Source organism: Nocardioides panacihumi (assembly GCF_039530925.1).
Taxonomy (GTDB): Bacteria; Actinomycetota; Actinomycetes; order Propionibacteriales; family Nocardioidaceae; genus Nocardioides; species Nocardioides panacihumi.
Window position 1 is genome coordinate 1,366,722 of the sequence record NZ_BAAAPB010000001.1, and the last position, 14,399, is coordinate 1,381,120.

Annotated in this window: 8 protein-coding genes; 6 read left to right on the forward strand and 2 right to left on the reverse strand. The window is 65.5% G+C overall.

The genetic code is table 11. The annotated features are described in order from the left end of the window. The first annotated feature begins 522 nt into the window (after window positions 1-522). A complete protein-coding gene (locus tag ABD205_RS06500; protein WP_344043597.1) occupies window positions 523-1,662 on the forward strand; it encodes a DNA cytosine methyltransferase in 1,140 nt (379 codons plus the stop codon). 15 nt (window positions 1,663-1,677) lie between these two features. Here ABD205_RS06500 and ABD205_RS06505 read toward each other — a convergent pair whose 3' ends face one another. Then, complete coding sequence (locus tag ABD205_RS06505) at window positions 1,678-2,613, reverse strand: NaeI family type II restriction endonuclease (RefSeq protein ID WP_344043599.1); 936 nt, start codon at window positions 2,611-2,613, stop codon at window positions 1,678-1,680. A gap of 137 nt (window positions 2,614-2,750) precedes the next feature. Beyond that, window positions 2,751-4,358 (reverse strand): sigma-70 family RNA polymerase sigma factor, encoded by a 1,608-nt coding sequence (locus ABD205_RS06510; protein ID WP_344043601.1) that lies wholly within the window; start codon window positions 4,356-4,358, stop codon window positions 2,751-2,753. A 113-nt stretch (window positions 4,359-4,471) separates the two neighbouring features. Between ABD205_RS06510 and ABD205_RS06515 the strand changes: the two genes are divergently transcribed. From ABD205_RS06515 to ABD205_RS06535, 5 genes are read left to right on the forward strand one after another with little or no spacing between them, the layout of a single operon-like run. Then, the gene (locus ABD205_RS06515; protein WP_344043603.1) at window positions 4,472-6,097 is read left to right on the forward strand and encodes a nuclease-related domain-containing DEAD/DEAH box helicase; all 1,626 of its coding nucleotides are present in this window, start codon (window positions 4,472-4,474) and stop codon (window positions 6,095-6,097) included. A gap of 38 nt (window positions 6,098-6,135) precedes the next feature. Then, window positions 6,136-9,345, forward strand: coding sequence for a helicase-related protein (locus tag ABD205_RS06520; RefSeq protein ID WP_344043605.1), 3,210 nt, complete (start codon window positions 6,136-6,138; stop codon window positions 9,343-9,345). A 1-nt stretch (window position 9,346) separates the two neighbouring features. Next, entirely contained in the window at window positions 9,347-11,218 is a 1,872-nt protein-coding gene (gene drmB, locus ABD205_RS06525) for a DrmB family protein (RefSeq protein WP_344043607.1), read from the forward strand. Window position 11,219: 1 nt separating this feature from the next. After that, complete coding sequence (locus ABD205_RS06530) at window positions 11,220-12,320, forward strand: DEAD/DEAH box helicase (RefSeq protein WP_344043609.1); 1,101 nt, start codon at window positions 11,220-11,222, stop codon at window positions 12,318-12,320. Window positions 12,321-12,349: 29 nt separating this feature from the next. Further along, complete coding sequence (locus ABD205_RS06535) at window positions 12,350-13,864, forward strand: hypothetical protein (RefSeq protein WP_344043612.1); 1,515 nt, start codon at window positions 12,350-12,352, stop codon at window positions 13,862-13,864. Window positions 13,865-14,399 lie beyond the last annotated feature (535 nt).

The following is a 14,399-nucleotide window of genomic DNA, read 5'->3' on the forward strand; positions in this document are numbered from 1 at the left end:
GCTCGACCGGGCGTCGGGTTCCCGCCACGATGCGTTGCGACGTCTGGTCCGTCTTGTGCCGCGGACCTCATCACTGGCGGCCTTCGGGTGCTGGCAGATGCATGGTGAAATGCAGTCGACCTCGCCGGAGCCGCCGCCGAGGTATGGCTTGGGCTCATCGTCACTGCCGCGAAGTGCGGCATGCGCCCACGCCCAAGCGCCGACCCCGGCCGTCCTGCGCCGTCTGTCCGCAGGGAGCACTCAAGGGAGCGATCGATCTCCAGGTCCCGAAGGCGGGCGGGTGGGTCGGTGCCATGGTGACATCGGGCTCCGGTCCGGCGCCGATCTCGGCGAGGGCCGTCCGCCGGAGCTACAACGTGGCCGCTGGTCGGTTGGCAGTGATCGCGGTAGCGCAAAGGTCCTTGGCGTACACGGCTGGCACGCCTTGAACCTGAACCCTTAGGAGACTGGTTTCGTTCGTCACCTCGTTCACAGCTCGGCGTTGCTGCAGGAAATGTCGGCGCTCGAACTTACGATCGAGTCATGACCGCTGCTAAGCCGACCACGATCGACCTGTTTGCTGGCTGTGGTGGGATGACCGTCGGCTTCGCTGACGAGGGGTTTCAGCCGGTCCTGGCTGTCGAGTGGGACCGCTACGCGGCCGCGACTTACGCCGCCAACTGGGGCGAGGACCACGTCATCCCCGGCGACATCGCCGAGGTCGCGAAGAGCCAGATCCCGCTGGCCGACGTCATTATCGGCGGCCCGCCGTGCCAGGGCTTCTCAAACCTCGGCCTGAAGCGTCTCGACGACCCGCGCAACCAGCTTTGGCGTGAGTACATGCGCTTCATCAGGACCGCGAAGCCGCAGGTTTTCGTAGTCGAGAACGTCGACAGGTTTGCCAAGTCGCCCGAGTTCGCGATGCTCCAGGCGGAGATTGATCACGGCGTGCTCAAGAACTACGAGATCTCCTACGGCGTGCTCAATGCTGCTGACTATGGGGTCTCGCAGCGCCGGCGCCGCACGATCATCATCGGCTCGCGAATCGGCAAGATCGAGCTCCCGGAGCCGACGCATGCTCGTGAGGCGGCCTCCGGTCTGAAGCAGTGGCGCACCGTTCGTGATCGGATCGAGGGGCTTCCCGCGCGCCCGGACACCACGGAGCTGCCGCAGTCGGTGACTTCCTTCTTCGGTGAGCCGATGCCTGGGGTGTTCAAGGGCCTCGACATCCATTTCCGTCGAGACCCGCGGCAGCTGTCGCTCGACCGGTACTCGTACGTTCCTCCGGGCGGCGGCCGCTTCGACGTACCGCCGGAATTGTTGCCGCGTTGCTGGCGCGAGAAGGCCACTGGCACCACCGATGTCATGGGACGGATGCGCTGGGACTTCCCGTCTCACACCATCCGCACGGAGTTCTTCAAGCCCGAGAAGGGTTCTTACCTGCACCCGCAGTGGGAGCCGGGCGTCCAGGACCCTCGTGAGGAGCGCCTCTACGTGCGGGGCAACCCGCGCAAGTCGGTGAACCGCGTCGTCACCCACTACGAGGCATCACTGATCCAGGACTTCCCGGAGGACTACCAGTGGGTCGGGTCGAAGATCGCGATCGCCAAGCAGATCGGTAACGCCGTTCCCTCGGGCCTGGCTCGGGCGATCGCTCGACACATCAAGCCCTGCGTCGCCTGACCCGTCGTTGCGGCGTCAGCCGCCGGTCCGCTCCATCATGGCTTTGGCGGCTTCGTAGTCTTCGCCCAGCGTCTCCGGACGGAGCGCGACCCAGGCGTCACCTGACAGGTCGAACCCATGCTTCTGTGCAAGGTCGCGCTGAGGAGTCCAGGTCCCCATCAGCACGACGAGTTCATGGTTGAAGAAGACGTCTGGCTTTGCCTGTCGCGCGCGTCGCAGGGGGTCCTTGGCCATTGCGGCGACGGTTTCGATCGCTACTCGTGGGATGACCACCTCCGGTAAGTAGCCGAAGAGTGACGTCATCCTGCGCTTGATGCCTACTCGCGCAGCGAATACGACGTCGAGCTGCTCGGGACTCAGGTCCTTCAGCGGGTTCCGGGGGAGCGGTGTCCAGTCCAGAACGGGGATGCCGTACTCGTCGCGTGCGTCAGCGCGAATCGTGCGCTTCGAATCCTGGTTCTGGCCCTCGTTGAGCCATCGCCTGTGGGTACGCATCAGGAACACCCTGAAGCGATCTCTCCTCGAATCGACCTGGGTCAGGAGACAGATCTCGCACTGGCCCTCACGCGGGATGGCCCAGTTGCCCCCGATGGTTGCCTTCAACTCGACGGGGATGCCTGCGATCGTCGTGTCGAGCGGCCGCTCCTTGGGCAGCCCGAAGGCTTCGAGGATCCGGTACTGGAGCTTTACGCCCACGGTCCGCCGCTCGTCTGAGTCGACCTCGGGGGAGTCGAGATCGAAGCGAAACGTCCGGGCGCCGTCGAGGACGTACTCGATGGCTTCGACAACAGCGCCCCTCATTAGTTGCTCGACGGCGGTGCTTCTCAGCCATGCGAGGACCTGCTGCACTTCGACGTCGTCGTCCGGGTGCATGATCTGATGCGCGATACCCGCGCGATCCGAGATGCACTCGTCACCGGGTTGGGCAAGTGGCTGCTGTTCGCGAGGCACCGTGGAAACCTATCGGCCGGACGGCCCGAGCATCCCCAATATCGGCAGCAGATATTGACGAAGCATTGAAGGTGCCGAGGCGGCAGATGCATCCGGGTGCGCGTGACGAGCAGGTCCGGATAATTGACGTTGGCGGACTACAGGTCATCGAACAACCAGTGGGGGATGTCCTGAAGCACTCTCCTGCCATCGAAACCCATCCTGGGTGCCGACGGAGAATGCTCCGCACGGCGATTGGGCTGCGGTGGGGCGGCCCCGGCCTGGTCCAGCTCGTACTCGCGCTCGGCGGGGTCGAGCCGTCGAGCGTCCCTGCCACACCGCGGACATGTCCAAAGATCCGGAACGGTGGCCGCAACGTACAGCGTGAGATCGAACGCGTGATACTGCTGGCACTGATACCGCACAGTGTGACGAGGCGCGTACTCGCCGGGCTCACAGGTGAGTACCTGCCCCGCGATGTAGCTTCCCCGATAGTCCTTGAGGACCTGACTCCTAGACGGATGCTCCAGCTTCCGCATCGTTTTCTCCTGGATCTGACGAATACGCTCGCGGGTCACTCCATAGACCTTGCCAATCTCGTCCAGGGTCTTCGGTTCAGCGTCGGCTAGGCCGAAGCGCATCGCGATCACGCCGGCTTCACGCTCGCTCAGCGTGTCTAGCACGGCTTGGAGTTGTTCCTGCAACAGCATGAACTCGACCTCGTGGGACGGATCGAAGCCATCGTCGGCGAGGTCGAGGAGGTCGCCAAGCGTTGTCTCGCCGTTTGTGCCTACCGGCAGGTCAAGTGAGAGCGGCTCGAAGCGACCAAGCCGGATGGCCTCCCGAACCTGGTCATCGGTAAACCCGGTCGTGAGCGCGAGTGCGTGGACAGATGGAGGCTGACCGTCAATGGTCAACTGGTCCCGCGAGCGCCAGACCTTCTGGAGTCGCTCAACGATGTAGACCGGGAACCGAATGAGGCGGGCGTGGTCGGCGATTCCACGCGTGATCGATTGCCGAATCCACCACGTCGCATAGGTCGAGAACTTGAATCCGGCCGTGGGGTCAAACTTCTCCACGGCGCGGATCAGCCCGAGGAATCCGAACTGCACCAGATCTTCGTAGGCCATACCGGTCGCGGGATACTTCTGCGAAAGCTTGTGCACCAGTCGCTGGTTGTGCATGAAGAGTGCCTCCGCCGCTTGGCGGGCCTCCCCTGATAGCCCACCGAACGTGACATCGCCGGCACAAGCATCCGGGCCACCACGCATGAGTAGAGCGAGCCCGACCTCGTGCTCGGCGGTGAGGAGTCGCTTCTGGAGATGGCGTTCAGGGACGACCGCGTCAGCCGAAAGGAGCCGACGTGCCGCGAAGACGGCTGCCGCTCGGTGGTCGGCGCGGCTCGCCGTTAGGACCGCTTCACTTCGCGGCATAGTCGCGGGGCCTACTCCGTCAACGGTGTCATCTTCGGCGCCGGCGACCTTGGTGACCTCGGCCGAATCGGCGTTCGGCGTCACCTCCGCCGTGGCCCGCGATGAGACTTCCTGACGTGTCGCCGCGGGCTCGGGCCCGGCGGAGGTCACAGGAAGGTCGTCGACGATCGTGACGCCGACCTTCGCGAGCATCCGTTGCACGTCCGAACGGACCGACCCAGCGGGTTCGGCACCGGCAGCCAAGACTCGCTCGAGGCGGGAGCGCCGGAGTTCGCCGTCGCGAATGAGCGGCCGCAACCGCGCAAGCACGTGCCCGACGTATTCCAGGTCCACGTCTTGAAGCCTCCCTCGATCGACCGGTGTTGCCGGTGTCTCCGAATCTAGGGACGAGGTCCGACAGTTTCCGGCAGGATGTCACGAGGTAAAGGGAGCGGGGAGCAAGATCGATGAAGATGCTGCCGGCCGAGCTCGGGCCGGAGTCGGTGACGTCGTCGGAGCAGCGAGTGTTCGATGCATTGCGCAGGAGCGCACTCGCCGGTACAGCTCTGCACTCCCTGAACCTGCCTGAACACCAATACAAGCTGACCGGCGAACTGGACTTCGTGGTCATCCTCGACGAACTGATCCTCGTCGTCGAGGTCAAGGGCGGTCAGGTGTCCCGCCGAGCCGGCGTGTGGACGTACAGCGACCGCGCCGGCCATCACCGCACGTCGCGCGAGGGGCCGTTCCTCCAGGTGGAGAGCGGCATGTACGCCCTGCGGGATCGACTCAAGCAGCGGCTCGGTGTCATAGGCCACGATCTGGCGTTCGGCTTCCTGGTAGTAACCACGGACGTGGACATCCCGAGCAGTACCGCCGAGTGGGCCGTGGAGACCTATTGCGGCCGCGGGGCGTTCACGCGCGACTTCGACAAGGTCCTGGCCCGTACCGCCGCCTATTGGCGGAGTCGGCAGCCGGACAAGTTCCCGATCAGCCGGGACGTGCATGCGAAGCTCATCCACGAGCTGCGCCCCGACTTCGATCGGTCACCGCTCCTCGACGCCCGAGCCGATGTCCTTGAGCTGGCCTACGTGCGTCTCACGGACGAGCAGTTCGACCGCCTCGACGTGTTCAGCGACGCGCCCAGGGTGATCTGCGGCGGTGGTGCCGGAACGGGGAAGACGTTCCTGGCGATGGAGTTCGCCCGGCGGCAACGAGCCCTCGGAAGGTCGGTGATCTACACCTGCCGGAGTGAGGTGCTTGCTGCGTATGTGAAGCGGCTCCTCAGGGGCGCGGGCGTCGAAGTGCGAGTTTCGTCGGACCTGCCTGACGACGTTCGCTTCGACGTCCTCGTCGTCGATGAGGCCCAGGACCTCATGAATCTGGAGAGCGTCGATCGGCTGGAGCAGCTGGTCCGCGGAGGGTGGAAGGACGGCAACTGGATCCTGTTCATAGACCAGAACCGCCAGGCGCACCTCTACGGCGACTACGACGCCGAGGTGCTCGACTACATGCGGTCGTTCTCGCCGGCGCCCGCCCGGCTCAGGCACAACTGCCGCAACACCCAGAACGTGGCGTTCAACACCCGCGCGATCACTGGGGCGGACATGGGCGTGGCCTCCGCCGGGGCAGGACCCGAGGTCCAGACCCTGCCCGTTGCGGACGAGGCAGAGGAGTCCGCGCGGCTCCAGGAACACCTTCGCCAGCTGCGTGAACACGAAGTCCGGCCGGAGCAGATCACGATCGTGTCGCTTCGTGGCGATTGGGCGACGTCGGCTGCACGGAGCCTGCGCGAGGTGCGCAAAGGTCAGCTCAAGCGCCTCGACGCCACCAATGCCGCCGAGTTCCCTGGCGACTCGATGACCTGGGCATCGGCGGTGGATATCAAGGGCCTGGAGAACCGCTTCGTCTGCGTAATAGACATCGATGAGCTGGAGACGGACGAGGACATCGACCTGTTGTACGTCGCCCTCAGCCGCCCGCGCGCCGGCCTCTGGATGGCGGCCAGGCCGACGGTCGCGGCCCGCATAGCCGAACTCTTCAAGGAACACGCGCCCGCCGCGATGCAAGCACTCAAGGGAGCCGCCCGATGACCGACCTGACTGCCACCCGCGACGAGTTCGTCGCCTACGTGCGCCGCCAGCTCGTGGGTCCGTTCGGCGGCCCGACCGAAGTCATCTTCGACCCGCCGAACCGCCGCTACCTCATGGGCATCCTGTTCCCGAAGGCGGTGGCCTTCGCCGGCTACGTCGCCGAAGAGGGTGAGGAGGAGGACGAAGGTGCGACCGAGGCCGGGGGTGAGGAAAGTCAGTTCGCCGACGACCCCGTGTCGGCGGCCAACGACTTCCTCCCGGCATCCGAGGGCTTCTCGTTCTTCACCACGGCGCAGAGGCTGACAGTACGAGCTCGCGCCGCCGAGTACGAGACCCTGAGCGGCAAGACCGCGGAGGAGGCGGTGGCTGGCGCTCAGATCGCCGACGCCGGTCCGACCGAGGAGCCGGACGATGATCCGAAGACCCATGCTCGCGGTTCGCGAAAGGTTTGGCGCCGAGTTCCGCTCCCGGAGGCGACTGCGACGATCGGGGCAACGGAGCCGCCGAAGCACGTGATCTGGAACGGCAAGGCCGAGGTCCACGTCCGGTGGCGCACGTACACGCATGGATCGCTAGTGACGGTCACGCTGGTTAACGGCCGGACCGCCGACGGGGAGGGTGCCGACCGCAACTGGGACTCGCTGCTCATGCAGACCGAATTTGATGTCACCGTCGCAGATGACGGAGAGATCCTGGAGTACCCCACCGTGTCGATGGCTTCCCACGATCCCGAGGAGGAGGAGCTGCGCCTGATCCATCGCGATGCGAGGGTGTTCGCGATCGGTCATGGCTGCTCCCCGGAGTGGGCCGTGATCGAGGGTGCCGTTCGGTCGGTGCGCTCCGAGGTCATGCCGTCGTATGTAGTGCCGCGCGTCAGTGCCGAGGGAGAGAAGCCGTTCCAGGCGCTCGACGTGGCCTGGCTCGCCGACGACGCGACGAGCGTCGACGATCTTGTACGTGAGCTCGACGCGTTCGTAGACCCGTATGCGCAGTGGATCGACGTGGTTGCCGCCCGAGGTCGGTCCCTCGATACCCGCTATCAGACCGCTGTCGAAGCGATCCTCGACCGGTTGACGACGGCGCGGGATCGAATGCGCGACGGTATTCGTGTCTTCGCGGACCACCCGGACCGCGCGCGGCTGCTCGAGGCGTTCCACCTCGCCAACAGAGCGATGCTGATCCAGATGCGCCACAGCCGCAAGGACCTGGTCGGTACGAGGCATCGACGGGCCGACGCGCCGGATCTGCCCACGACGTACGAGTTCGCCGCGGGCGAGCGGCGCGCCTCCTGGCGCCCGTTCCAGCTGGGCTTCTTCCTGACGACGCTCCGCGGACTGGTCGACCCGGATCACGCGGACCGCGAGATCGTCGACCTCATCTGGTTCCCGACCGGTGGTGGAAAGACTGAGGCGTACCTGCTCGTGGCGGCGTTCGAGATCTTCCGTCGCCGCCTGGTGAACGGGGAGGTTGGAGGCGGCACCGCGGTCATCAGTCGGTACACCCTGTCACTCCTGACCGCCCAGCAGTTCCAGCGGACGGCGTCGACGATCGCCGCCTGCGAGTACCTCCGGCGAGCTGAGGCGACGAAGCTCGGCGATGAGCCGATCTCCGTCGGGCTCTGGGTCGGCCTGGCGACCACTCCGAACTCGTACAAGGAAGCCCGCGAGCAGTTCGAGATGCTGCGAGAGGCACAGGAGACTGACGAGCGCTTCCTGCTGGAGCGCTGTCCGTGGTGCGGTACCGAGATCGTGCCCAGGGAGCACCACGAGGACGATGCCTTCTACGGGATCGTTGCGACTGACCGGAGCTTCAGATTCCACTGCACGTCGTCGAAATGCGATTTCCGCGACGTGCTCCCGGTTCACGTCATCGACGACGACCTCTACGAGAACCCGCCGTCGTTCCTCCTCGGCACCGTCGACAAGTTCGCCCAGCTGGCATGGGTCCCCGACTCCGGCAAACTGTTCGGCCGTCCCGGGGCCAAGCAGCCGCCCTCGCTGATCATCCAGGATGAGCTCCATCTGCTCACCGGGCCGCTCGGTACCACCGTTGGCTTGTACGAGGCGGCGATTAACCTCCTGTGCGAGTCAGGCGGCCGCACTCCCAAGGTCATTGCATCGACGGCCACCATCCGTCGGGCCGGTTCGCAGATCATGGGACTCTTCGGTCGCCGCGTCGACCTGTTCCCGCCGTCAGGCATCGACGCCGACAACTCGTACTTCGCACGGATCGAGGAAGGTGCTCCGGGCCGCCTGTACGTCGGCATGATGGCCCAGGGCCACACCTCCGACACCGCCGTCGTGCAGACCGGCGCCGCGCTGCTGCAGGCGCCGGTCGACCTGCAGCTCGACCAGGAAGCCAAGGACGCCTACTGGACGGTCGTCGCCTACCACAGTTCGCTCCGTGAGCTCGGTCGCACGCTGACCATCGCGCGCGACGACATCCAGGCCCGGCTGGCTAGCCTCATCGTCGGTCGTGAGCGCCGCGAGTACGACGTCGAGGAGCTTTCGTCGACGGTGCCACGGTCGCAGCAGCCTCGGCTGCTCGAACGCCTGTCGCTGCCGTACACGGACAAGGGCGTCATCGACTTCCTGGCGACGACCAACATGCTGTCTGTCGGCGTCGACGTCCCGCGTCTCGGGCTGATGCTCATGAACGGGCAGCCGAAAGCCACAGCCGAGTACATCCAGGCGACGAGCCGCGTCGGCCGCTCGTCCACGCCCGGCCTGGTTTTCGGCTTGTTCCGCGCAACCAAACCTCGGGACCGCTCGCACTACGAGAACTTCCGCTCCTACCACTCTGCGCTATACCGCCACGTCGAACCGACCAGCGTCACGCCGTACTCACCACCGTCGCGCGACCGGGCGCTGCACGCAGCGCTCGTCATCCTGGTCCGACACCGCATCGGGCTCGCCGCTGACGCGACTGCAGGCAGGGTCCTCGACCATCTGACCGAAGTCCGCGACCTCGCCGAGCGTCTGGTCGAGGTCGTCGGTCGAGTCGAGCCCAGGGAGCGCTCCGGGGCCCTCGCCTACCTCGAACGCTTCATCGAGGACTGGGTCGATCGATCGAAGGCGGCGGAGGCCGACTCCAAGAATCTGTATTACAAGTCCAACGGCAAGGGCCAGATGAACCTCTTGAAGGACTTCAACGCGCGCGGCGACGCATGGTCGACCCTCGGTTCCATGCGGAACGTCGACCGTGAGTCCCTCGTCGAAGTGTTGCGCAGCGCGAGCGGAGAGGCCTGAGATGGGGCAACGGAAGATCCGCCAGTCGCAGACGATCGTGCCGTTCGGTGTCGGTGCGATATTCGACTTCCAAGGTGAGTCGCTCGTCGGCTGTGACACCTTCCGCTGGGGCGCGAAGGGAGAGACCGTCGTCAGTGAGCGGCTCGCCAGAGTGCTCGGCGTGACCGAGTTCCGCTCGGCCCCGGTGTCGGAGAGCAACCGGTGGGGCAATGCCGCGACCTGGGGCGTGCCATACTCCCGATTCCCGTCCTGGCTGTTCTGCCAGAACTGCCGGCGGATGACCCGCTGGCGCCGGTCGCTGGAGCAGGAGGGGAAGGTCCCGACGTGTTCGAGCTGTCCGGGAAAGCGGCAGCTCGTGCCGATGCGCTGGATCCAGATCTGCCCGCACGGCCACATGGACGACATCGAGTGGCGGCGTTGGGCGCATTCTCGTAACCCGAGCCATGAGGCTCGACAGTGTCAGTCCGACCAGCTCTTTTTCGAGACGGTGAAGGGCAAGGGCGGTGGGGGCCTCGACACACTCCAGGTGCACTGCAAGGCGTGTGGGAGCCGCCGTGACCTTATGGGGATCACGTCGAAGGGGTCGATGAAGTCGATCGGCGTCAGCTGCAGCGGGCGCCAGCCGTGGCAGGGCTGGAAGGACCGTCAAGACTGCCTAGAGATCCCGCTGGCGGTGCAGCGCGGTGCGTCCAACGTCTACTTCCCGCTAGTGCACTCGTCGATCGAGATTCCGAACACCTCCCGGACGGACACCAACGACGAGAAGGCGCTTGAGATCAAGAACGATGCCTGGTTCCGTGCCCTCCTCACCCTCGAGGACGGGGCGCCACAGGTCGACATGACCGTGGACATCCTCGCGCAGACCTGCGGCGTGAGTAAGGACTACATCAAGGGGCTGGCGCGCGACGAGCGTCAGCGGGCACAGGGCCGAGCGACGACCGTGGAGGCCACCCCGGGCGACCTGCTCAGTGAGGAGTGGGCGGCGTTCCTCACCGAGATGCAGAACAGCGACGACCGCAACTTCCGTACACGCCATGTCGACCTGGGCAAGGTGGCGAGCGACGCCGACGCGCAACTCGATGACCGGATCGACAAGGTCGTGCTCGCCGACCGGCTCCGCGAAGTCCGGGCGCTGGAGGGCTTCCACCGCGTCACGCCGGGCGGGAAGAACACGTTGGTCAAGGCCGGCCTGCACCACAACATGAAGTGGCTGCCCGCGATCGAAGTGCGAGGCGAGGGGATCTTCCTGTCGCTCGACGAGGGCCGACTTGCGGTGTGGGAGCAGAAGGAGGCGGTGCGCAAGCGTGTCGCAGAGCTCGACAAGCGGCTCGAACGGTCCTTCATGGTGCAGCGACTTCGCGAGCGCACCGGTCCGATCCTCGAGCCCCGGTACGTGCTGCTGCACACCTTCGCCCACCTGTTGATCCGACGTCTGGCGTTCGAGTCCGGCTATGCGGCCACGAGCCTGCGCGAGCGCATCTACGCACGGAGCAGCGACGAGGCGGGTGCCGTGAAGCAGGCGGGTGTCTTGATCTACACGGCCGCTGGCGACGCGGAGGGCACCCTCGGCGGCCTCGTCCGACAGGGCGAGCCGCCAGCGCTCCAGAGCACAATCCTCGAGACCCTGCAGGACGCGATGTGGTGTTCGTCGGATCCACTGTGTAGTGAGAACCTGGCATCCACATTCGACAGCCTGAATTTGGCCGCCTGTCACGCGTGCACGCTGGTCGCGGAGACAAGCTGCGAGAGTGGCAACTACCTGCTCGACCGGGCGCTCGTGATCGGGAACGAGCACGAGCAGTTGGAAGGCTTCTTCCAACCGGTGCTCAAGGCCGCCATGGACGCCGCGGGCGAAGGCGTGCGGGGACTCTGACGTGCGGCTGCCAGCGTTCGAGGATCTGTCTAAGGAACAGGATCTCATCTACAACCTGGAGCTCGACGGCAACTACCTGGTGAGTGGCCCGCCAGGGACCGGGAAGTCGGTCATGGCGCTGTACCGCGCACAGGTGCTCACGTTCGACGACCGCGAGCCTGACGTGCTGATGTACTCCAACGTGCTCCGGCAGTACACGGCGAGCGCAGCGGCCGAGGTCGGCATAGAGGGGCGGGTGTCCACCTTTCACAGCTGGTTCAACGCCTTCTGGCAGAATCACTACGGCAAGAAGCCACCGACCCATGTGGGCGATTCGTACTCGTACGACTGGGACGAGGTGCCGCAGCAGTTCCTGAAGAAGATGCCCGACATAGGCACGCTGCATGACCTCCTTGTGGACGAGGGCCAGGACCTGCCGCTCGGCTTCTATCGGATGACTCGGTTCCTGGCGAAGAACATCACCGTCTTCGCCGACGAGAACCAGCAGCTCTTCGAGCAGAACACGACGCTCAAGGAGATCGCGACGGCGATCGCGGCCGACGAGTGCCTTGACCTCAAGCGCAACTATCGGAACTCGGCCGAGATCGCGGAGGTGGCGCGTGCCTACTACGAGGGCACCCCGACCGGTGTACCGGATCCGCCGACCCGTCACGGGGACAAACCGACACTCCGGCGCTATGAGCAGACCGAGGACTTCGTGGACTTCGTCGCCCGTTACGCCTCGGGTCGGACAAATCTGAACATCGGCATTGCCTGTCCGGATGCTGCAATGCAGAAGCGCCTGCTGAGGCTTCTGGAGGGCAAGAAGCTGTCGATCCCGGTGCAGGCCTACATCTCAAGCGACCGGTCGCGGAAGGTGCTCGACTTCGAGAAGCCGGCGATCACGCTGGTTCACTACCGGTCGCTCAAGGGTCTCGAGTTCGACACGCTGTTCGTGCCGGAGCTACAGCGCGCACCCGTCGATGCCACGAGTGCGTCCCTCCGCATGATGTTCTATGTCGTGATGTCCCGGGCCCGGGACGAGCTCCACCTGTCGTGGAGCGGTGCGAGTGACGTTCCGCCCATCGTGGCGCATCTGGGAGAGTCGGTGAGCGCGCGGTGAGGGACGAAGGTCAGCTCGGACTTCTTGAGATGACCGACGACCCGAGTCGCGATCGGCCGCTGTTCTTCCTGACCAATCGGATGAACCTCAACACGATCTTGGGGTCACGGCTCATCGCCCCGCGTGAGGCCTACCAGAAGTACTACGCCGACCTGCTCGACCTGACGCCCCGCTGGGTGCCGCTCCTGACGACCCCGCCGGCAAAGGCGCAGCTCGACATTGTCACCGCCGAGCGAGGCTCCGGCTCGGCTGTAGTCGTGGAGCTCTCCGGGGATGTCGGCAACCGCGAGGGGAGTCTTCCGGCTGACGGTGTCGTGTACCTGCATGCCGCCAAGATCGCCGACGCCAGAGCGATCCACTTCCCGGACGAGCGATCGCTACGGGAGCATCGGGCTCGCGTCTACGGCAACGTGCACCCCCACGATGATCTGCTCCGTGTCACCCCTGAGCTGTTCTCGGGTGACGGGGTCGAGTTGGCGATCGCATCTCCCCGTGAGACGCCGTCGCCGGACTGGCGTCGTATCGATCGGATCAGAGGCGCAGCGAGTGCGGCCGTCGGTTACGCGACGACCTCTGGACGGCTTGCTCTTGCCGCGTCGCTGCTCGGAGGGACGGTCGACGACCCCGGCATCGAGCTGCCGCCGTGGTTGAACTGGGCTGCGCTGGACGACCTCGTTCACGGCGAAAGTGAGGGCGGCACGGCGTCGCCGGATGCTGTGACGTTCTCGGCGGTGTACGACGTTCTTGCAGAATCCGACATCGCCGACTCGTGGAGTCCGGGCACTGTGCTGTCTGCCGTGGTGGAGCGCGTGGAGGCGGCATCGCTCACGGACGACGACTTGGGCCTTGTCATGCGGAACCTGCAGCGAGTCAGGCAGCTCGTGGACGCGGAGGTGGAGTTCGAGCCTTTCCGAAGCACAACCAGCGCACTGTTGTCTGCGAAGGCACTCATCCTGGTGCTGCTACGCCCGAATCTTGCGGATCTTCTGGCGTGGCCGGACAGCGAGACCGGGGCCGATGGGGCCACGCAACTCGTCGCGGCGATCTTCGCCGGAAGGCTGCGGGGCTCGGGGAGGGAGGATGTGGCCCTTCGGTCGCTCAGCTTCGATGACGCCACGGCATCGTGGGCTGTCCAGGTCGCAGCGCATCCCGGGGTTGCAGCCCCGAGGATCGATTTTGTCTGGGACGGACCGCAGGTATCGATCGCAGGAGGTGCGGCGCCGGAGGTTGAACCCACGTACGGCACCGAGTCCGGGGAAGGTGCGGTCGTGGTTGCGGCCGCCTATTCCGAACTCGGCTCCAGGTCCAAGGCGGCCGCTCGTCTTCGGGTCGCTCGAAAACTGGGATGGCCTGTCACGACCGTCGTGAAGGTACCCGCGGGCTCCGAGGTGACCTCCGACGGTGATGTAGTCAGAGTGGTAGGGGTCGATGCGGTGAAGCTCGTTGATTCGATCAGCGAGTCACAGTTCCTCGCTCTCGCGGCCAGGATCCGCCCGGATCAAGTTGACGACGCATTGTCTGCAATGAGGCAGCGCAGACGCTGAGCAGCAAAGCCGACGCGACTTCCGGCACGACCTCGAAGGGCACGGGCCTAGGAAGCGCACCGCGCACACGGATGGCGAGTCGCGCTGACGGTCGAGAGTTGAACTAGCCGCACGGCGTGGAGACGCTGGCCCATGTTGACGGCTTCGGCCTGCCCGCTTCGAAGCGCTTCGCAATCCTCGCGAAAGTGGTAAGCGCTCCCACCCTTCGTGACGTAGGCGAGTCGTTCATGGGGGTCGACGTAGCCGTAGCCGGCGGCCCCACGTCGTGAGGTCCGATTGGAAGGTTGTATGTAGGTGCCGTCGAAGTGGAAGAACGGGTCGTGTGGCTCGCTCGGCGGGGTGCGAGGGCGTGCTGTGCGCCCGTTAGCCTCGCAGTCAAAGCAGATGGGTTCGCTCACGGCCGTCGTACGGAAGTAGCTGCAGGACTTCTCGGTGTCACATGCCGCGCAGACGTCGGTTCCGGCGTCCTGTGGCCGCGCACGCCGCCAGCACCGAGGCTGATTGCCAGCGAGCGAGAATCGGGGATCGCTTTCCA